The organism is Streptomyces sp. NPDC029159 (genome assembly GCF_055564055.1).
This window is the reverse complement of the sequence record NZ_JBVHWT010000018.1, coordinates 111,671-130,719: the sequence shown is the minus strand read 5'-3', so window position 1 is coordinate 130,719 and position 19,049 is coordinate 111,671. Positions and strand designations below refer to the sequence as shown.

Annotated in this window: 13 protein-coding genes, 1 tRNA gene and 1 rRNA gene; 11 read left to right on the top strand and 4 right to left on the bottom strand. The window is 74.1% G+C overall.

All coding sequences use genetic code 11. The features are described from left to right. The 8 genes from rrf to ACZ4U4_RS27875 form a co-directional block, all read left to right on the top strand. Positions 1 to 71, top strand: a 5S ribosomal RNA gene (gene rrf / locus ACZ4U4_RS27910); the annotation flags it as partial. 722 nt (positions 72 to 793) lie between these two features. Then, positions 794 to 2,746, top strand: coding sequence for a sensor histidine kinase (locus tag ACZ4U4_RS27905; protein WP_467879744.1), 1,953 nt, complete (start codon positions 794 to 796; stop codon positions 2,744 to 2,746). A 31-nt stretch (positions 2,747 to 2,777) separates the two neighbouring features. Further along, positions 2,778 to 3,209: a roadblock/LC7 domain-containing protein gene (locus ACZ4U4_RS27900; protein WP_467879755.1), complete on the top strand. Its 432-nt coding sequence runs from the start codon at positions 2,778 to 2,780 to the stop codon at positions 3,207 to 3,209. A gap of 2 nt (positions 3,210 to 3,211) precedes the next feature. Then, a complete protein-coding gene (locus tag ACZ4U4_RS27895) occupies positions 3,212 to 3,607 on the top strand; it encodes a DUF742 domain-containing protein (RefSeq protein WP_467879741.1) in 396 nt (131 codons plus the stop codon). Next, positions 3,585 to 4,202 (top strand): GTP-binding protein, encoded by a 618-nt coding sequence (locus ACZ4U4_RS27890; RefSeq protein WP_467879738.1) that lies wholly within the window; start codon positions 3,585 to 3,587, stop codon positions 4,200 to 4,202. The genes ACZ4U4_RS27895 and ACZ4U4_RS27890 overlap by 23 nt, the downstream gene beginning before the upstream one ends. Next, on the top strand, positions 4,199 to 4,780 hold the full coding sequence (locus ACZ4U4_RS27885) for a GAF domain-containing protein (protein WP_467879734.1): 582 nt from the start codon (positions 4,199 to 4,201) through the stop codon (positions 4,778 to 4,780). Before ACZ4U4_RS27890 ends, ACZ4U4_RS27885 begins: the two co-directional genes overlap by 4 nt. 180 nt (positions 4,781 to 4,960) lie before the next feature. Beyond that, positions 4,961 to 5,884, top strand: coding sequence for an alpha/beta fold hydrolase (locus ACZ4U4_RS27880; protein WP_467879732.1), 924 nt, complete (start codon positions 4,961 to 4,963; stop codon positions 5,882 to 5,884). A gap of 147 nt (positions 5,885 to 6,031) precedes the next feature. Beyond that, positions 6,032 to 6,105: transfer RNA gene (locus ACZ4U4_RS27875), tRNA-Pro, on the top strand. 194 nt (positions 6,106 to 6,299) lie between these two features. Here ACZ4U4_RS27875 and ACZ4U4_RS27870 read toward each other — a convergent pair. From ACZ4U4_RS27870 to ACZ4U4_RS27855, 4 genes are all read right to left on the bottom strand, one after another. Next, entirely contained in the window at positions 6,300 to 9,281 is a 2,982-nt protein-coding gene (locus tag ACZ4U4_RS27870) for a helix-turn-helix transcriptional regulator (RefSeq protein ID WP_467879729.1), read from the bottom strand. Between the two features lie 102 nt (positions 9,282 to 9,383). After that, on the bottom strand, positions 9,384 to 10,259 hold the full coding sequence (locus ACZ4U4_RS27865; RefSeq protein ID WP_467879727.1) for a LuxR C-terminal-related transcriptional regulator: 876 nt from the start codon (positions 10,257 to 10,259) through the stop codon (positions 9,384 to 9,386). Beyond that, entirely contained in the window at positions 10,256 to 11,275 is a 1,020-nt protein-coding gene (locus ACZ4U4_RS27860) for a 2-phospho-L-lactate transferase CofD family protein (protein ID WP_467879724.1), read from the bottom strand. The genes ACZ4U4_RS27865 and ACZ4U4_RS27860 overlap by 4 nt, the downstream gene beginning before the upstream one ends. Position 11,276: 1 nt before the next feature. Beyond that, on the bottom strand, positions 11,277 to 12,521 hold the full coding sequence (locus ACZ4U4_RS27855) for an AMP-binding protein (protein ID WP_467879721.1): 1,245 nt from the start codon (positions 12,519 to 12,521) through the stop codon (positions 11,277 to 11,279). Between the two features lie 191 nt (positions 12,522 to 12,712). Between ACZ4U4_RS27855 and ACZ4U4_RS27850 the strand changes: the two genes are divergently transcribed. The 3 genes from ACZ4U4_RS27850 (at position 12,713) to ACZ4U4_RS27840 (ending at position 18,881) form a co-directional block, all read left to right on the top strand. Next, a complete protein-coding gene (locus tag ACZ4U4_RS27850) occupies positions 12,713 to 13,411 on the top strand; it encodes a response regulator transcription factor (protein ID WP_467879717.1) in 699 nt (232 codons plus the stop codon). Positions 13,412 to 13,429: 18 nt separating this feature from the next. After that, the gene (locus ACZ4U4_RS27845; RefSeq protein WP_467879714.1) at positions 13,430 to 15,154 is read left to right on the top strand and encodes a GAF domain-containing sensor histidine kinase; all 1,725 of its coding nucleotides are present in this window, start codon (positions 13,430 to 13,432) and stop codon (positions 15,152 to 15,154) included. A gap of 433 nt (positions 15,155 to 15,587) precedes the next feature. Continuing rightward, a complete protein-coding gene (locus ACZ4U4_RS27840; RefSeq protein ID WP_467879710.1) occupies positions 15,588 to 18,881 on the top strand; it encodes a right-handed parallel beta-helix repeat-containing protein in 3,294 nt (1,097 codons plus the stop codon). Positions 18,882 to 19,049: the final 168 nt, after the last annotated feature.

The following is a 19,049-nucleotide window of genomic DNA, read 5'->3' as shown; positions in this document are numbered from 1 at the left end:
CGGAAGCTAAGCCTTTCAGCGCCGATGGTACTGCAGAGGGGACTCTGTGGGAGAGTAGGACGCCGCCGAACAATTATTCAGCTCCGGCCCCCGGACCTTTATGGTCGCGGGGGCCGGAGCATTTTTGCGTTCCACGGGTATTCCGGTGCACGGAGATCGGTGACCGGACAAGGGCATCGCACGCCGGCGGATCTGATCCCGTGCAGCACGGCCCGCAGCCGAAGGCGCACGAGTCCGTGAGCGGGCTGTGGAGGCCCCTGAGAGCCCCGAACGCCCCGGGGCCCAGCTTGCGGTCAAGTCGCGCGCTTGAGCCCGGCTTTGAGACCTGCAATTACCCCGTGGCGTTTCCGGCGGCCGGCGTCCGAACGCTCCGGTCCGTGGGAGCGAAGCTGTTCGAGCACGACAGGGTGACCTCGTTCGACGGGAGTTCGAGCAACGACGGCATTCGGTTACCGAGCGTCACTTAACTCTTCCGGGTGGTGTTTTGGTCCGTTTCTCGGAGGAGGAGTGGCCTTTCCGGGTCGTCGCCGCCCGCGGTCACGCTCCGCGTGCGGTGGGCAGATGTAAGCCCCGCAAGGGCTGTGAGCGCCTTTTCGGGCCGGTCACCGTAAGGAATGTTTCCACCGCCCTTATGGGAACGGCGGTTCGTGCAGATTCGAGTGGGCGTGCGGGGGATACCCTCGTAAGGAGGTGGCGGGGGGTGGCGAAAGGGACAAGGTGGTCCGGACCCTACTCGCAGAGCAACTACTGTGCGTGCTTTGCGAACTGCTGACGGTCAATACCGGAGGGCGCGATGCCTACCGCACTTCCCCAGGGGCACCCCAAGTCCCAGGAAACGGGGTCCCAGGGACCCGAGCCTTCCCCGGGGACCGCCGCCGTACCCACCGGGGCGCGACGGCGGGACCGCGAGGGGGGCCGACACGGGCGGGCCGCCCTCCGGGGCTCGGCCACCGATGCGGTGATACGGGCCAAGTGGGTCCGCATCGCCGTGGTGCCCTGCGCCGTTGCCACCGCGGTCTGCGCGGCGGCCGTCGTCTGCCTCGTCCAGACCGGCGCTGCCACGCTCTCCGGGCGCGCCTGGCCGGTGCTGGTCGCCGCTCTGGCGCTGGTCTGCGGGGTCGCCGTCGCCGCGGGTGCCGCGGCCAACGCCCAGGCGCGCGCCACCGCGGGCCGCTGCGCCGCGGTGCGCCGCCTCAGCGCCCGTAACCAGGCGGAGCTGCAGGCGCTCGTCGAACGGGTGCGTCAGGGCGGGCGGCTCGAACACCCGGGGCCCGAGCCGGAGTCCGCTCCGGACGGGGACGCCCTCGATCTGCTCGCCCACGAGATGGCGGTGGCCGCGCACACCGCCTCGGCGGCCCTCGTCGAGGCGGTCGGCCTCACCCGGAGCGCCGCCGCGGGGGAGCAGAAGGTCGAGGTCTTCGTGAACCTCGCCCGGCGCCTGCAATCCCTGGTGCACCGCGAGATCGAGCTACTGGACGACCTGGAGAACCACGTCGAGGACCCGGACCTGCTCAAGGGCCTGTTCCACGTCGACCACCTCGCCACCCGCACCCGGCGGCACGCGGAGAACCTCGCCGTCCTCGGCGGTGCGATCTCCCGCCGCCAGTGGAGCCGTCCGGTCGCCATGACGGAGGTGCTGCGGTCGGCCATCGCGGAGGTCGAGCAGTACCCGCGGATCAAGCTCGTCCCGCAGATCGAGGGGACGCTGCGCGGCCACGCCGTCGCCGACGTCATCCACCTCCTCGCCGAACTCGTCGAGAACGCCTCGGTCTACTCCGACCCGCAGACCCACGTCCTGCTCCGTGCCCAACTCGTCACCTCCGGGCTCGCCGTCGAGGTCGAGGACCGCGGTCTGGGCATGACGCCGGACGAGCGGACGCGGATGAACGGGCTGCTCGCCGACCCCGAACACGTCGACATGGACGCGCTGCTGGCCGACGGCCGGATCGGCCTGTTCGTGGTCTCGTCGCTGGCCCGGCGGCACGGCATCGCGGTGCGGCTGGAGAGCAACATCTACGGCGGGGTGCAGGCCGTCCTCGTCCTGCCCCGGGAGCTGCTCGGCCCGGAGTGCCAGGACGCCGGGGCGATCGACGACGACGCGTCCGACGCCCACGGTGACGCCCCGCTCGGCCCGTCCGACGGGGAGCGCACCGCACCGGTCGGGTCCGGACCGGACCGCGGGTACGCCGCGGGTGGCCCGGAGCAGCCGTACCCCGCCGCGCCGGAGGCGCTGCCCGCACCGGCGATCCCGGCGGCGCGCGGCCCGCTCTCCGCGCCGGGGGCGGCGCCCCGTACGGGAGCGGCGGCCCCGGCCGGACCGAGAGGTTCCGCCGTGCCGTCGCCGGGTGACATCCCGTCCGTGGGGAGCGCCGAGCCCACCGGAGCGGACCTCGACGCCGACAGTGCGCCGGCCGAGGAACGGACCGGCGGGCCCCGGCCGTTGCTGCCGCGGCGGCGGCGCCAGGAACACCTGGTGCCCGAATTGCGCGGTGAACCGATCCTGCGGCACCCCGACGACCGCGCCGGGCCCGAACCGGAGCACGACCCGGGCCTGATGGCCGCGTTCCGGCGTGGCATCAGCCTCTCCGATGACGCCTTCGAGGCCGGGCACTCGGCCGGGGGCGACGCCTTCCGTCCCACCTTGAGCCCGGCCTTCGACGGGCCGGACACCACCGACCCCCGCCCCACCGACCCCGAGGCCCCCACGGCCCGCCCCCGAGGAGACGAGCCCCATCATGGTGAGTGATCTGCACACACCGACCCACGCGCCTGCGCACATGCCGGTGCACCCCCCGCTGCACGCCGGTCCGCAGCCGGATCTCTCCTGGCTGCTGACCGGTCTCGTCCAGCGCGTCCCGCACGCCCGCAGCGCGCTCCTGCTGTCCTCCGACGGTCTGGTCAAGGCCGCCCACGGCTTCGACCCGGACAGCGCCGACCACCTGGCGGCCCTCTCCTGCGGCCTCTACTCGCTGGCCCGCAGCGCCGGGGTCCGCTTCGGCGAGGGCGACGACGTCCTCCAGGTCGTCGTCGAGCTGGAGTCCACGTTCCTCTTCGTCTCCACGGCCGGATCGGGCACCTGCCTGGCCGTCATCGCCGGCCGTGAGGCCGATGTGGCGGTCCTCGGCTACGAGATGGGGATGCTGGTCAAGAGCGTCCGCCCATATCTGATCACCCCCGCGCGGCGGCAGGCTCCGGCGGGTGGACGCTGAGGATGGCGCTGTGCCACCGCAGCCGCGACGGCGGCCGGGAGCCCGCGTGGTACGACGACGCGGCGGGCCGTCTGGTCCGCCCGTACACCGTCAGCAACGGACGGACCCGGCCCACCGCCCCGTTCGATCTGCTGACGCTGGTCCGGGCGACCGGGCGGCGGGCCGATGAGCAGGGGCCGGAGCACGCCCGGGCGCTGGCGCTGTGCCGGGTGCCGGTCTCCGTCGCGGAGGTCGCAGGGCAACTTCGGCTGCCCGTCGTGGTCACCAAGGTGCTCCTGGCCGACCTCGTCGACTGCGGTGCGCTCACCGCCCACGCCCCCGCGACCGCGGGACCCGCGCCACGGACCGACCGAGCACTTCTGGAGGCGGTGCTGCATGGACTGCGCACCCGACTGTGAATCCCTGGCCCCGACCGACGACGGGGCCGTCTTCCCGACCGCGGTGAAAGTCCTGGTCGCGGGCGGCTTCGGGGTCGGCAAGACCACCTTCGTCGGAGCGGTCAGCGAGATCGAACCGCTCAGCACCGAGGAGCTGCTCACCCAGATCAGCGTCGGCCACGACGATCTGCTCGGGGTCGAGGACAAGGACACCACCACCGTCGCCATGGACTTCGGCCGGATCACCCTCGACCGGTCGCACATCCTCTACCTGTTCGGCACGCCCGGTCAGGAGCGGTTCTGGTTCATGTGGGACGAGCTGTCGAACGGCGCGCTCGGTGCGGTGGTCCTCGCCGACACCCGGCGCCTCGACCACTGCTTCGCCGCCGTCGACTTCTTCGAACGCCGGTCCATCCCCTTCGTCGTCGCCGTCAACGAGTTCGAGGGCTCGCACCACTACGCCCCCGAGGAGGTGCGTGCCGCCGTCGACCTCGGGCCGGACGTGCCCGTCGTGGTCTGCGACGCCCGGCGCTGCGGCTCGGCCACGCATGTGCTCGTCGCGCTCGTCCAGCATCTGCTCACGCCGGTGCCCGCCGCGACCTGGGAGCTGCCGTGAGCGGGCCTGCCGCGTACGACCAGAACCGGCATCTGCTGCGGACCCCGGTGGACACCGAGGCGCCGCGGCGGGCGGCCCGGCTGCGGGAGTTGGGGCTGGGCGATGCCCCGGTGCCGGCCTTCGACGCGTACGCCCACGAGGTGGCCCGGACGCTGAAGGCGCCGTACGCGGCGGTGAACCTCCTCGGCGAGGAGCGGCAGTATTTCGCCGGGCTGTACACCCCGCCCCGCGGCCGGGTGCCGGGTGCGCCGCCCGCCCGCGGCGGTGACGTGCGGGTGCTGCCCCGCGACCGCGGCTACTGTCCGCACGTCGTCGTCCGCCGCAAGGCGCTGGCGCTGGAGGACGTCCGCGACTTTCCGCGGTTCGCCGGGAATCCGGTCGTCGACGAGTCCGGTGTCCGCGCCTACCTGGGGGCGCCGCTGGTCGACCGTACGGGGCTCGTGCTGGGCACGGTCTGTGTGGTCGACCTCGAACCGCGGCAGTGGGGAAGGGAGGGGCTGGCGGCGATCAAGAAGGCGGCGAACGTGCTGGCCGCCCGGATCCAGCGGCGGGAGGACGGGTCGGGCGCCGGCTTCTGAGGCGGGGCGGTTCCGAGTCATCCGGCGCGCCCCGGGGCCCGGCCCTTGGCGGGGCGCCGCCCGGGAGGGGAGAGTGGCGACCGGTGGGGCTCCGGTCCGGTGGGCGCAATCCGGCGCGGGCGTCCCGCCGATGCGGCCGCCACCCGGGCGGCCCCGCCCGCACTCAGGAGACGATGCCCCATGCAGGCCCCTCAGCCGGAGTTCCACGAGGCCCCCGACGGCGCCCGGATCGCCGCGTACACCTGGCTGCCGGAGACCGGGCAGCCCCGGGCCCTGGTCCAGATCGCGCACGGGGCGGCGGAACACGCCCGCCGCTACGACCGGTTCGCCCGCTTCCTGACCGCCCGCGGCTTCGGTGTTCTCGCCTCCGACCACCGCGGGCACGGCGCCACCGCCGCGTCGACCGGCGGCCTCGGGGTGGTGGGTGAGGACGCCTGGCGGGCGATCGTCACCGACCTCAAGCGCCTCGGCGACCACGCCGCCGCCGAGCACCCCGGCGTCCCGCTGGTGCTGCTCGGCCACAGCCTGGGCTCGATGCTCGCCCGCGACTACGCCCAGGAGTACGGCGCCGACCTCGCCGGGCTGATCCTCTCCGGTACGTTCCGGTCCATGCCCGGTATGGAACTCGGCTCCGCGATCGAGGAGTTGGAGGCCGAGATCGCGGAGAAGGGCCGCACCGCGCCGTCCGCCTTCCTCCCGCGCGCCTTCGGCTCCTTCAACGACGCCTTCACCCATCGCACCGGCTTCGAATGGCTCACCCGCGACACCGACGAGGTCGACCGGTACGCCGCCGACGAGGAGTGCGGCTTCCCGTTCTGTGCCGGGCTCGCCCTGGACTGGCTGCAGGCGGTCCGCAAGGTCAACGACCCGGCCCACCTCGCCCGGATGCCCCGCGGGCTGCCGGTCCACCTCGCGGTCGGCGCCGAGGACCCCTGCAACCAGCGCCTGACGCAGGTGAGCGAGATGCTGGAGGACTACCGCTACCACGGCGTCCAGGACCTGACCTGGCACGCGTACCCGGGCGCCCGTCACGAGATCTTGAACGAGACCAACCGCGACGAGGTCCAGCGCGACCTGCTGGCCTGGCTGGACGCCCGGGTCTGAGCGGCCGGAGCCCCGCGGTCCGCCGAGCGCTCGCTCCGACGGGCCCGCCCGGGGCGTGCGCCCCGTCCGGAATATGGCAACGCGCACCCTCTGACATGCGGTATTGTTCTCTTGCGCGGTCAGCCGGGGAACCGGCTGGGCGAGCATCGGGACGTGGCGCAGCTTGGTAGCGCACTTGACTGGGGGTCAAGGGGTCGCAGGTTCAAATCCTGTCGTCCCGACAGTTGTCGGAGAGCCCGCCGATCCGGGGAAACCTGGATCGGCGGGCTTTTCCGTGCGTGGGGCGCTCCGGGCCGGGCGGCGCACGGCTGCCGCCCGGGCCGAGGCCGGGTGCCGGTCGGCGTCACGGGCAGCGGTGGGCGGGAGCGTGTCTGCCGTGCGGTGCCCCGCGGGCCCGTGACGCCGGTGGGGGCGGTCAGTACGGGGTGGAGTCCTGGCTCTGCGGTGCGTGGCTGTTCGCCGCATGGGCGAGGGGTGTGGTGCGGGCGCGCAGCAGAGCCGTGAGGTCGGTGCGGCGCTTGATGTGGAGCTTGCGGTAGACGCGGGTCAGATGCTGTTCGACGGTGCTCACGGTGATGTAGAGGCGGGCCGCTATCTGGCGGTTGCTGTGGCCACGGGCCGCGAGTTCGGCGACCCGGCGCTCCGCGTCGCTGAGGTGCGCCCGCAGCACGGACTCGCCCTCCGGCCGGGCGGCGTGCGAGGTGCGGGCGGCGGGGACGAACGGCTGCTGGCGCGGGGGGCGGGACGCGGCGGCAGCGGACCGCGGCGGGGGAGTGGCCGTGCGCGCGGGCGGTGTCGCCGTGCGGCCGGGATGTGTGCCGGCGCGCTGTGCGGGCGCCGTCGCGGCCCGGCCGCGCGGTGCCGCCTCGGCCCTCTTCGACGGGACTTCCTGACGCTCCATCACCGTGTGCCTTTCTCCCAACGTCCTCAGCCCTTTCCCCTGCTCGATTCCGTCCAGTTCCCGCAGAACGGCCGCCCGGTCCCGCAGCGCCCCGCACTCCGCGAACGCCTCCGCGGTCCGCGCCAGCAGCGCGGCCCGCTCCTCCTTCGGGGCGCAGGCGGCGAGCGCCCGCAGCGCCTCGCCGCGTGCCCGCGCCTGGAGCTCGGTGCACCGCTCCAGCTGCTCCCGGGCCAGAGCGCGGGCGCGCTCCCGCTCGCCGAGGGCCAGACAGGCCCAGGCGGCCTCGCTGCGCCACGGCACCAGCGCGGGGACGTCCATCTCCCACTCCGTCATCCGCGCGCCGATGGCGGTGAACTCGTCCAGCGCCGCCTGCGGTTGCCCCGAGGCCAGGAGGTGGCGGCCGCGGGCGCACAGGTAGTGCAGCCCGATCGGCGTCTCCAGGAGGGTGTCCGGCACCGGGACCCGCAGCGCCCGCCGTGCGATCTCCATCTGCCCCGAGGCGATCCCCGCCTTGATCAGGGTGCCCAGCGGCATCCCGATGCCCACGCCCCAGCTGTCCTGCGAGGTCGTCGCCAGCGCGGTGTGCGCCAGCTGGATGGCGTCCGCCAACGCGCCGCGCCGCAGGGCCAGTTCCGCCCGTGCGGCGGTGAACAGCGCCTGCCAGTTCTGTGCCGGGATCCGCTGCGCCTCGGCGGCGAGCCGGCGGCAGGCCGCGTCGGCGGGCGCCGACCGGTCCGAGTAGAGCAGGGTGATCAGCGCGGAGAGCAGCACCGGGAAGCTGCGTTCGTCGAGCCGGTACCGCCCCAGCAGCCGCTCCGCCTCGTCGGCGAGATCGGTGTCGGGGCCGGTGCCGCTGAGGCGGCTCAGCAGGACCGCTCCCTGGACCTCCGGGCTCAGCGGGTCGCTGAACGGTGTCGCGGGGGCCGGGCCCTCCGGTACGTCGACCGTCTCCCAACGGCCGGTCGCCGTCGGGTAGCCCAGCCGCAGCCACTGGAGCGACGCCTGGACATGGGCCGCCGCGCCGGGGGCGTACACCTCCGGTGCGGCGTTGATCCGCTGGAGCCCGGCGACGGCCGACTCCACGTCGTCCAGCCAGGGCGGGACGGTGGCCGGTGCGGCCTCGTCCGTCCCCTCCGGGGCGTCGGGGGCGGGCGCCAGTGCGGGCAGGCCGCGGACGGCGGCGCACGGGTCGGTCCGCCACTCGATGGCGAACAGGGTGGCCGTGATGGCGGCCCGCAGCTTCCCGTCGGACGGCGCCAGCTCCCGGGCGCGCATCAGGCAGTCGTGCGCCAGGTCCCGTTCGCCGCCGTGCAGCGCCGTGCGGGCGGCCTCGTCGAGGATCTCCGCCGGCCAGTCGCCGTCCGGTACGGGCGAGGCGGCCAGCAGCTGGCGGGCGATGGTGACGGGTGCGGCGCCGCCGCGGTACAGCACCTCGGCGACCCGGCCGCGCAGTGCGGCCTGTTGCGCCGGTGCGGTGTTGTCCAGCACCGCGGCGCGGGCCTTCGCGTGCCGGAAGCGGCTGCCCGACAACACCCCGGCGTTGTTGAGGGTGTTGACCGTGCACATCAGCGCGGTGGTGTCGACACCGGCCAGTTGCGTCAGGACCCGGGTGCTCGGCGGGTCGTCGAGGAGGGCGATGTGCCGGGCCAGCGTCTGCGCCTCGCGGCCGCAGCGGTGCAGACACGACAGGACGGCCGCGGTGTACCCGGAGTCGACGGCCGGGGTGCCGTCCGCCGGGTCCGCCCACCGGTTGTCGGCGATCAGGCCGTGGAGCTGGAGCGGGTTGCCCGCCGTGATGTCGTAACAGGCGTCGGCGAGCCGTTCGGCCGCCGCCGGGCCCAGGTGGGCGGTGAGCAGATCGCGGACGGCCGGACGGGACAGCGGCCGCAGCCGCAGCCGCCGGGAGTGCGGCTCCAGGGGCAGTTCCGCCTGGAGCGCGGCCTGCGCCCACGGTCGGTCGGGCGCCTCGCCCAGGACGATCAGCACCGGCTTCGTCCCGAGCCGCCGGACCACCGCCGCCAGGCACTGCAGGGAGACCGCGTCGGCGTGCTGGAAGTCGTCGATGCCGAGGACGACCGGGCCGGGCAGCCGCTCGACGGCGTCCAGCAGCGGCAGGCAGAGGGAGTTGACGACCCGCGCCGACAGCGGGAGGGAGCCGTCCGCGCCCGCCGCGTCGCACAGCTGGGTGCCGTCCGGCAGCGCGGGCTCGCCGCCGTCGCCGGGCAGCAGGGCGGCCGCGCCGCGGAAGAGCTGCGCCCACACGCCGAATGGCACCAGGTGCTCGGTCCGTGACGCGGTCGCGCCGAGGTAGGTGCCGCCGCCGTCGGCGACCTGGCGGGCGAAGGTGCGCAGCAGCTCGGACTTACCGCAGCCGGTCGGACCCGAGAGGAAGGCGAACCGCGCCGGGCCCGGCCGGTCGTCCGTCAGCAACTGGTGGAGCACCGCGAGATCGCCCGCGCGCTCCTGCAGGGAGGGGAAGACGGCCTGACCGTTCATCGCTGCTCATTCGGTCGTTGCGGAAAGCCGGGGTGTTCCTTCACGTTTCTTCCTGGACGTCCTGGCGGCGGGCCTGTGCCGAGCCGGGCGCGGGGGCGGCGCTCACAGCGGGATTCCCAGCTCACGGGCGCGGGCGATGGCCTCGACGCGGTTGCGGGCGTTCAGCTTCTGCAGCACGTTCTGCAGATAGCTCTTGACGGTGTTGCGGGAGATGAACATGGCGGAGGCGATCTCCGGGTTGCTCTGGCCGAGCGCGACCCGGCGCAGCACCTCGTGCTCGCGGGGGGTGACGAACCCGTCCACGGCGGACGCGGCCGACTGCCGGGCCGGGGCCTCGGCGGGGTGGTCGGCGGCCGTCGCGGCCGTCACCCGCTCGACGACGATGCCGTACCGCGCGACCGGCGCCGCCCAGTCCGGATGGCAGGTCAGCAGGGCGATCCGGGAGAGGCCGAGCGCGGTCAGCATCTCGGCGACCACCCGGCTGCCGTTCTCCCGCTCCGCGCGGTACTGCGCGCCCGCCACCGACGACCGGCGCCGGGCACAGCTGTCGAGGGCGCCGACGGCACCGAAGTCCCGGCCGGTCTGCCGCAGATAGAGCAGGACGCCACCGGCGTCGTGCACGGTACGGATGGTCTGCTGGAGCCGGGCCGCGCAGTCGCAGTGCAGGGCGCCCAGCACCTGGCCGCTGAGGCATTCACTGTGCACGCCCACCAGCGGCACCCGGCCGCCGCCCGCCGGGGCCGCACCGAAGCCGAGCGCCACGTGCTCACCGCCGTGCGACAGACCGCTGAAGGTGAACGACGTGCCGACCGCGGTGCCGCCGCCCTTCAGACCGACCTGGAGGTCACCGGTGGCCCGCACCCGCGGCCGGGGCGGCGTCGAGGGCAGCGGCCGTTCCCGTTCGCGCTCCCCGCGCGGTCGTCCGTCCGGCCGCTGCCGCGGTGCGGCCGCCGGGTTCTCCGGGCTGACGAGGGTCATGGCCGCACACCCCCGATCGCGGCGCCGCGGAGCGGACGGCCCGCGTTCACCGTGTCGAGCACGGCGTCCGCCAGCGCCCTCGGGACCCGGCCGCCGCGCGCCAGCGTCGGCGTGACCAGCACCTCCGGCCCCAACGCCCGGATCGCCTCCGCCTCCTGGGCGTCCGCGCTGTCCAGCACGTAGACGTCGCACAGGTCGCGGATCAGCTCGGCCGCACCGGTGGCGGTGGCGGCCACGCCCCGTGACTCCATGAGGCGTTGCCTGCTGTCCGCCCGTCGCGCTTCGCCCGGATCCTCGAACGGCACCCGGCTGACGGTCGGGGTGACCGCCACCACCGGGGCGCGCACCTCCCGCAGCGCCTCCCGTATGCCGGGCACCGCCAGCACCGGGCCGAGGCTCGCGACCGGGTTGCTCGGGCCCAGGACGACCAGGTCGGCGGCGTCCAGCGCGGCCAGCACCCCGGGCGCCGGACGGGCGGCGGAGATCCCGGCGTACGTCACCTCGTGCACCCGGGGGGCCGCGGCGTCGCGCACCAGGAACTCCTGGTAGCTGCGGCGCTCGCCGTCGGTGCACAACAGCTGGGTGCCGACGGGCTGTTCGGTGGCGGGCAGCACCCGGCAGCGCAGCCCCATGCCCTCCGCGAGCCGCCGGGTCACCTCGGCCAGGCCGACGCCGTCGCGCAGCCAGGAGGTGCGCAGCAGATGGGTGGCGAGATCGGTGTCGCCGAGGTGGAACCACACCTCGTTGCCCAGCTCCCGCATGGTCTCCATGCACCGCCAGGTCTCGCCCTTGGTGCCCCAGCCGCGCTCCACGTCCTGGCGGCCGCCGAGCGCGTACAGCGTGGTGTCGAGGTCCGGGCAGACCCGCACGCCGTGCGCCCAGAGGTCGTCCCCGGTGTTGACCACCAGGGTCAGGGGGGACGGCAGCCCCGGTGTCGCCTCGTCCAGTGCCTCGTTCAGGGTGAGCCACAGGCGCGATGCGCCGATGCCGCCGCCGATACCCACAACGTTGACCATGTCACTCCGCCTCAGCGTGCTCGTTCACCGACCGCCGGCAGCCGGCGGCTCTCAAGGACGACAGCAGGTCGGCACGGAACCCCGCCGACCGGTTCTCACATGATCTTCCCGGTATCCGGCCCCGCGCCGCAGGGCCGCCCACGACGTGGACGCGGGCTAACCGGGCACCGGGCCGGCGGCCCCCGTCCGGACCGGTCCGCCCGCCCGCCGCCCGCCGGGTGGGGGCGCCGCGCTCCCGCTTACGGCGCCGGGCCTGGGCGGACGCCAGCACCGGGGCGACGGTCTCCTGCATGCCGTACAGCTGGAGCAGCGAGACCTGGAACCGCTTCTCGAACGAGGTGGTCCGCTCCTCGGACACCTTCTGCGTGGCGATCACCGCCCGCAGCCCGTGCGCGGTGTCCCAGGCGCTCTCCTCCCGCGCCAGCAGCATGCACAGCGGCGCGGGCAGCAGCCCGGCCAGCGTCGCCTTCAGCGCGGTGGCCTGACCGGCCCAGCGCGCGGCGGTGAAACCCGGCGTCAGCGCGATCGAACCGCCGCTGACCAGCGCCGAAATCGACGCGTACTGCTGGGAGTTGCCGCGGAACAGCGGCAGCACGATCAGCTGCCGGTCCTCCGGGCGCATCCGCAGCCGCCCGGCGATGTTCCGCCCGGCCCCCAGATACGCGGCATGGCTGAGCGGCACCTCCTCGGCGGGGCCCGGGCCCGACGCGGCGTGCAGCATCCCGAGCAGGTCGTGCGGGCCGGGGCCCGGGCCGTCGCGCTCCGGGTCCCACGGCGCATCGGACTGCGCGTCGCGCGCGGCCTCGAACGCGTCGTGGCCGACGCCGCCGATCACCAGCAGATGCCGGCAGTCCGGCGCCTGGACGCAGGCGCGCACCGCGGTGTCCCGCAACGGCGGCTGGGTGACGGTGACATGGCAGCGCGAGCGGGCGAGCAGATACCCCAGCTCGTCCGGGGTGTGCAGCGGATCGCTCGGGACGAGCACGGCGCCCATCCGGGCCGCGCCGAACCACAGGTCGTAGAACTCCGGGCAGTTGGTCGTGTGCACGTTGAGCCGGTCACCGGACCGCAGCCCGAGCGAGCGCAGCAGCCGCGCCGTCCGGGTCGCCCGGGCGTCCATCTCGGCCCAGCTGACCGACAGCCGGCCGCCCTCCGGGGTCTCGGCGACGAGGAAGGTCCTCGCGCCGTGGCGGGCGGCTCCCTGGGCCAGTGCGGCTGCGACGGTGTCCGCGGTTCTCGTACTCACGGTTCCGACTCTTCTGTGGCCACCTCACTTGATCCGCAACGGTTCATCAAATATTGCTTAACTGCTCGCTCAAGGTGATCGCGTGGTGACGCGAAGGGGTGAATGATGAGATCATCGACACCCCGCGCAGTGCGGTTCGATCGATGCGGGGAGGCACTTTGCCGAGCGGTGGCACGCATGCTCACGTCCTGGTGGTGGACGACGACGAGGACGTCCGGACGCTGGCCAGATGGCAGTTGGAATCCGAGGGCTTCGAGGTGGTGACGGCCGCCGACGGTCAGGCGGCGCTCGACGCCGTCGCGGCCGGCCGGCCCGATGTCGTCCTGCTCGACCTCACCCTTCCGCTCGTCGCCGGCCTGGACGTCCTCACCCACATCCGGCGCCGTTCCGCCGACCTCCCCGTGATCGTCGTCTCCGGCCGCTCCGGCGAGACGGACCGCATCATCGGCCTCGACCTCGGCGCCGACGACTACGTGGTCAAGCCCTTCTCCCCGGCGGAACTGGCCGCCCGGGTCCGCTCCGTGCTGCGCCGCAGCCGCCGGGCGGAGCCCGCGCCGGCGGCGCCCGCTGCGGAGCCGGTGGCCGCGCCCGTGCGGTCGCGGGACGGCCTGGTCATCGACCGTGCGACGCGGACGGTCACGGTGCGCGGTGACGCGGTGGAGCTGACGGCTCGCGAGTTCGACCTGCTGGCCTTCCTCGCCGCCTCGCCCCGCCACGTCTACACCCGCGACCAACTCCTCGAACACGTCTGGCAGTCCTCCAGCGACTGGCAGGAGCCGGCCACCGTGACCCAGCACGTCCACCGGCTGCGACGCAAGCTGGAACGCGACCCCGACCGCCCGCACTGGCTGCGCACGGTCCGCGGTGTCGGCTACCGCTTCGAGCCCTGAAAACCCCCAGAAGGTGCCATGTTGCGCGAATTCGACCGGCGTGCCTCCCTCGGTACGGGCCCGGACACCGAGGCCATCCCGCAGCTCCTCGTCCACCACGCCCAGGTGCTGGAGATGATGGCGGAGGGCGCACCGCTGCGGCCCGTCCTCGACGCCGTCACCGGCGCGCTGGAGGATCTGCTGCCCGGTACACGCTGCTCGGTGCTGCTCCTCGACGAACGCTCCGGGCGGCTGCACCACGGTGCGGCGCCCAGCATGCCGCAGGAGTACATCGAGGAGATCGACGGCATGGACACCGGCCCCTGCGCAGGCTCGTGCGGCACCGCCGCGTACACCGCCGTGCCCGTCGTGGTGCCCGACATCCACCGCAGCGTCCTGTGGGACGCCTTCCGCCCGGCCGCCGCCATCGCCGGGGTCCGGGCCTGCTGGTCGACGCCCATACCCGGCAAGGACGGCCAGGTCCTCGGCACGTTCGCGGTCTACCACGACGACCCGCACACCCCCACCGAGTACGAACGCCACCTCGTCGAGCGCTTCACCCACCTCGCCGCCGTCGCCATCGACCACGACCGGCTCTTCGGCAGCCTGGCACAGAGCGAGGAACGCTTCCGCCGCGCCTTCGACGACAACGCCGCGGGCATGGCGCTGCTCGGCCTCGACGGGCGGGTGCTGCGGGTCAACCGCTCTCTGTGCGCCCTGCTGAGCCGGGAGGCGTCCGACCTGGTCGGACGGTGTTTCCAGGATCTGGTGCGGACCGAGGACCGCGCCCCGCTGCTGCACGGCGTCGCCTCCGAGACCGGCGAACGGCACCGCTTCGAACTCCGCTTCCACCGCCCCGACGCCGAGCCGGTCGTCACCTCGACCACGTACTCCGGCGTCCGCGACGCCTACGGCAACATCGTCTCCTGGTGCGTCAACCTCGTCGACGAGACCGACCGCAAGGCAGCCGAGGAGGAGCGGCGGGCGCGCGCCGAGGCGGAGATCGCCCAGCGCCACGCGGAGGAGAACAGCCGCACCAAGTCGCAGTTCCTGACCGCGCTCGGCCACGAGATCCGCACCCCGTTGCACGCCGTGGTCGGCTTCGGGGAGATGCTCCGCTCCGGCTCCCTCACCCCGGAGCGCAGCATGGAGGCGCTGGATCGGATGGGCTCCGCCGCGGGCCATCTGGTCGATCTCGTCGACGACCTCAGCGATGTCGCCGCCATCGAGGCCCGCGCGCTGCGGCTGCGGGCCGAGCCGGTGCCGGTCGGACCGCTCCTCGCCGATGTGCACGGGCTGCTGACCACCGCGGCGGACGAGGCGTCGGTGACCTTCGACGTCGAGCTGCCGGCGGGCGATCCGGCCGTCACGGGCGACGAACGGCGGCTGCGGCAGGTGCTGTTGAACCTCGCCACCAACGCCATCAAGTACAACCACCCCGGCGGCCGCGTCGTCCTGGGCACCGCACCGGCCGACGGCGGCCGCCTCGACCTGACCGTCACCGACGACGGGCCCGGCATCCCCCGCCACCTCCAGCACCGGCTGTTCGTCCCGTTCGACCGGCTGGGCGCCGAACGCGGCCGGAACCCGGGCTCGGGCCTCGGCCTCCACGTCACCAAGGGACTGGTCGACGGCATGGGCGGCGCACTCGCCATCGAGAGCGGCGGCCCGGCCCCCGGCACCGTCGCCCGCGTCACCCTGCCCACCCCCGACGGCACCGCCGCCCGGCCGCCCGGTGACCGTTCCGCACCCCCCGAGGCATGACCGGACGGAACGGGCCAAGTCACTGCGGACGCCCCGCAACGCCCGTTCCCCGTAACGGAATTGCGCGTACACTTCGCGGCGGCAGCGGCGCGGCGCACCCGATGCGCCCGCTGCACGGGCCGCCGGGGCACTCCCCGGCGCGCCGGGGCCGGGCGGGCCCGCCACCGCAGTCCCCTCAGCAATCGACACCGGCCCACGGCCGCGCCCCCGGGGTGCGCCGTGCCGGGGTTCTGTCAGCACGGCGGAGCCGGCGCGGTCCGCCGCACCCGGCGCCGCCCGGGAGCCCTCCGCCGCCACCGGCCGCCGCACCGTCCGGCCCACCGGGCCACGGGAGCGGGCGGCCCGACCACACCACACCGAATCAGGGAGCCGACCCGCTCCGGTGCACGACCGGTACGGTCGCCGACCCGACCCAGACGAAGGGGGAGCGGCGTTGGCCCGCCACCTGCTGATCGTGGACCCGGACGGGGTCGACGGACACCGCACCATCGCAGAAGCCATCCAGGCGGCCCGCAGCGGCGCCGTCATCAGTGTGCGGGCCGGGCGCTACGAGGAGAATCTCGTGGTGACCAAGATGGTCACGCTCGTCGCCCACGAGGCCGGGGCGGCCGTCGACATCGCGCCCCGCACCGGCAGCGCCCTCCAGGTGCTGGCCGAGGCCGTCAAACTCTCCGGACTGCGGCTGCGCAGCGACGACCCGGAGCTGCCGGTCGTCGACGTACCGCGCGGACAGGCCGCCCTGGACGACTGCGAGATCACCGGCGCGTCCTGGACGGCGCTGCTCTCCCGCGAGGAGGGCTCCCTGGCGATGCGCAACTGCCATGTCGTCAACCAGGCGGGCGCCGGCATCGTCGACATCTCCCGCGCCCCCAGCATCATCGAGAACTGCCTCCTCGAACGCCTCGGCAGCTCCGGCGTGGTGATCGGCGAGGACGCCGACCCCGTGGTGCGCGGCTGCACCGTGCGCGACGCCCGCGGCAACGGCGTCCTCGCCAACGGCCGGGCCCGCGGCACCGTCGAGGACTGCACCCTGACCACCACCGGCAAACCGGCCGTCGCCCTGGAGGAGGACAGCGCCACCCGCCTCGCCCGCTGCCAGGTGCGCGACACCGTCATCGGCCTGCACCTGTCCACCACCTCCCAGGCCACCGTCGAGGAGTGCACGGTCAGCGCCACCTCCAGCCACGGTGTGACGCTCGGCGGCGACACCGACCCCGTGCTGCGCGGTCTGCGGGTCGAGCGCAGCGACGGCCACGGCATCGTCGTCACCGGGCACGCCCGCGGCACCTTCACCGACTGCACCATCGAGGACGCGGCGGGCTCCGGCGTGGTCGCCGAGGAGTCCGCCGCACCGGTTCTGACCGGCCTCACGCTCCGCGGCTGCGCGGGGGAGAGCCTGTCGCTCGGCGGGGACGGCGCGGCCCGTGTGGACCGCGCCGAGATCACCGCCGCGAAGGGCACCGCCGTCCTCATCGACGGCGAGGCCGCACCGGTGCTGCGCCGGGTGAGCGTCACCGACCCCGAGGGCCACGCCCTGGAGGTCCGGTCCACCGGCCGCGCCCAGATCGAGGACGGCGAGCTGACCGGCGCCGGCCGGTGCGGCGTCGCCCTCGCCGCGGGCGCCCGGCCCACCCTCCAGGCCACGACGGTGCGCGGCGCCGCCCGCACCGGGGTCCTCGTCGGGGCGCGCGCCGCCGTCACCCTCCTCGACTGTGAGATCGACGCCGCCGGGGACGACGGCGTCGCGCTGGAGGAGGAGGCCGAACTGACCGCCGTCCGCACCTGGGTGCACGGCGCCAAGGCCAACGGCGTACGCATCGGCCCGAAGGCCCGCGGTGCGCTCAACGGCTGCCGGCTCACCGACAACACCGGCGACGGCGTCCGCGCCGAGACCGACAAGCGGGTCCGGGTGACCGGCTGCACCGCCACCGGCAACGGCGGCGCGGGCGTCCGCCAGACCGCGCCCGACGGCGAGACCAGCGTCGAGGACCTGACCAGCGGAGACAACGCCGACCCGGACATCTGGGGCAAGGCCGCGGCCGCCGCGGGCCCGGGCGGCGGCGCCGACACCCAGGGGCCGCTGGCCAAGCTCGACGCACTCGTCGGCCTCCAGGGCGTCAAGGAGCAGGTCACCATGCTCGTCAACCTCAACCGGCTGGCCCGCCGCCGCCGCGAGGCCGGGCTGCCGGTGCCCCACCACTCCCGCCATGTGGTCTTCGCGGGCCCGCCCGGCACCGGCAAGACCACCGTCGCCCGGCTCTACGGCTCGATCCTCGCCGCGCTCGGCGTGCTGCGCTCCGGCCACCTGGTGGAGGTCTCCCGCGCCGACCTGGTCGCCAAGATCGTCGGCGGTACGACGCTGAAGACCACCGAGGTCTTCGAGAAGGCCCTGGGCGGCGTCCTCTTCATCGACGAGGCGTACACCCTCACCGCCCAGGAGGGCAGCGGCGCCAACTTCGGTCAGGAGGCCGTCGACACCCTCGTCAAGCTGATGGAGGACCACCGCGACGACGTAGTCGTCATCGCCGCCGGCTACACCTCGCAGATGAGCACCTTCCTCGACTCCAACCCGGGCCTCGCCTCGCGGTTCAGCCGCACCATCGAGTTCGAGAACTACACCGTCCCCGAGCTGGTCACCATCGTCCGCAAGCAGTGCGAGGCGCACCGCTTCACCCTCGCCGAGGAGAGTGAGAAGGCGCTCGCGGTGCACTTCGGGCGGATGCACAAGGACGAGTCGTTCGGCAACGCCCGCGCCGCCCGCAAGGTGTTCGAGGAGATGGTGGACCGGCAGGCGTTCCGGCTGGCGGAGATGGCCGAGGTGTCCCAGGCCGACCTGACCACCTTCGTCCCCTCCGACGTCGGCGAGCAGGCAGCCGCCGCGGTCGGCGCGGGCACCGTCCAGCAGGACAACGAGGCGCTGGACGAGGTGCTGGGACGGCTGCGCGCCATGACCGGCCTGGAGGCGGTCAAGAACGAGGTCGAGGACCTGGTCAACCTCCTCGGCACGGCCCGCAGGCGGCAGGCGGCCGGGCTGCCCGCCACCTCCGTCGGCCACCACCTGATCTTCGCCGGGCCGCCCGGCACCGGAAAGACCACCGTCGCCCGGCTCTACGGCGAACTCCTCGGCTCCCTCGGGGTGCTGCCGCGCGGTCAGCTCGTGGAGGTGGCCCGCGCCGACCTCGTCGGCCGGTACGTCGGCCACACCGCCCAGCTGACCCGCGACGTCTTCGCCCGGGCGCGCGGCGGCGTCCTCTTCATCGACGAGGCGTACACCCTCACCCCGTCCGGCGGCGCCGCCAACGACTTCGGTCAGGAGGCGGTGGACACCCTCGTCAAGCTGATGGAGGACCACCGTGGCGACGTCGCGGTGGTGGCCGCCGGATACTCCGGTGAGATGGCGCGCTTCCTCGCCTCCAACCCGGGCCTGGCCTCCCGTTTCTCCCGCACCGTCCACTTCGAGGACTACACCACCGACGAACTCCTCGCCATCGTCCTCGGCACCTGCGCGCGGGACGGCTACGAATGCGTCCCCGCAACGGTGGAGGGCCTGCGCCGCCACTTCGACGAGGTCGAACGCGGCGAGGACTTCGGCAACGCCCGCTACGCCCGCAAGGTGATGGAGGCGATGGTCACCCGCCAGGCGAGCCGCCTGAGCCGGATGCCGGACGCGGGCCTCGACGAACTCCGCAGGCTGCTGCCGGAGGATCTGGCCAGCGCGAATCTGTGAGGGGAAGGGACCGACATCCCTGGTGCTCCTGGCCCAATTCCCTTTCCATACCCCCCACTTGTAGGTGGTGGGCGCTCCGCCGGGCTGGGTGAATGGGAGGACGTGGCGGCTCCTGCCGCCGTGCACCGGGCCGGGCGCGGGGGTGTCCGCCCGGTGCCGCCCTCCCGG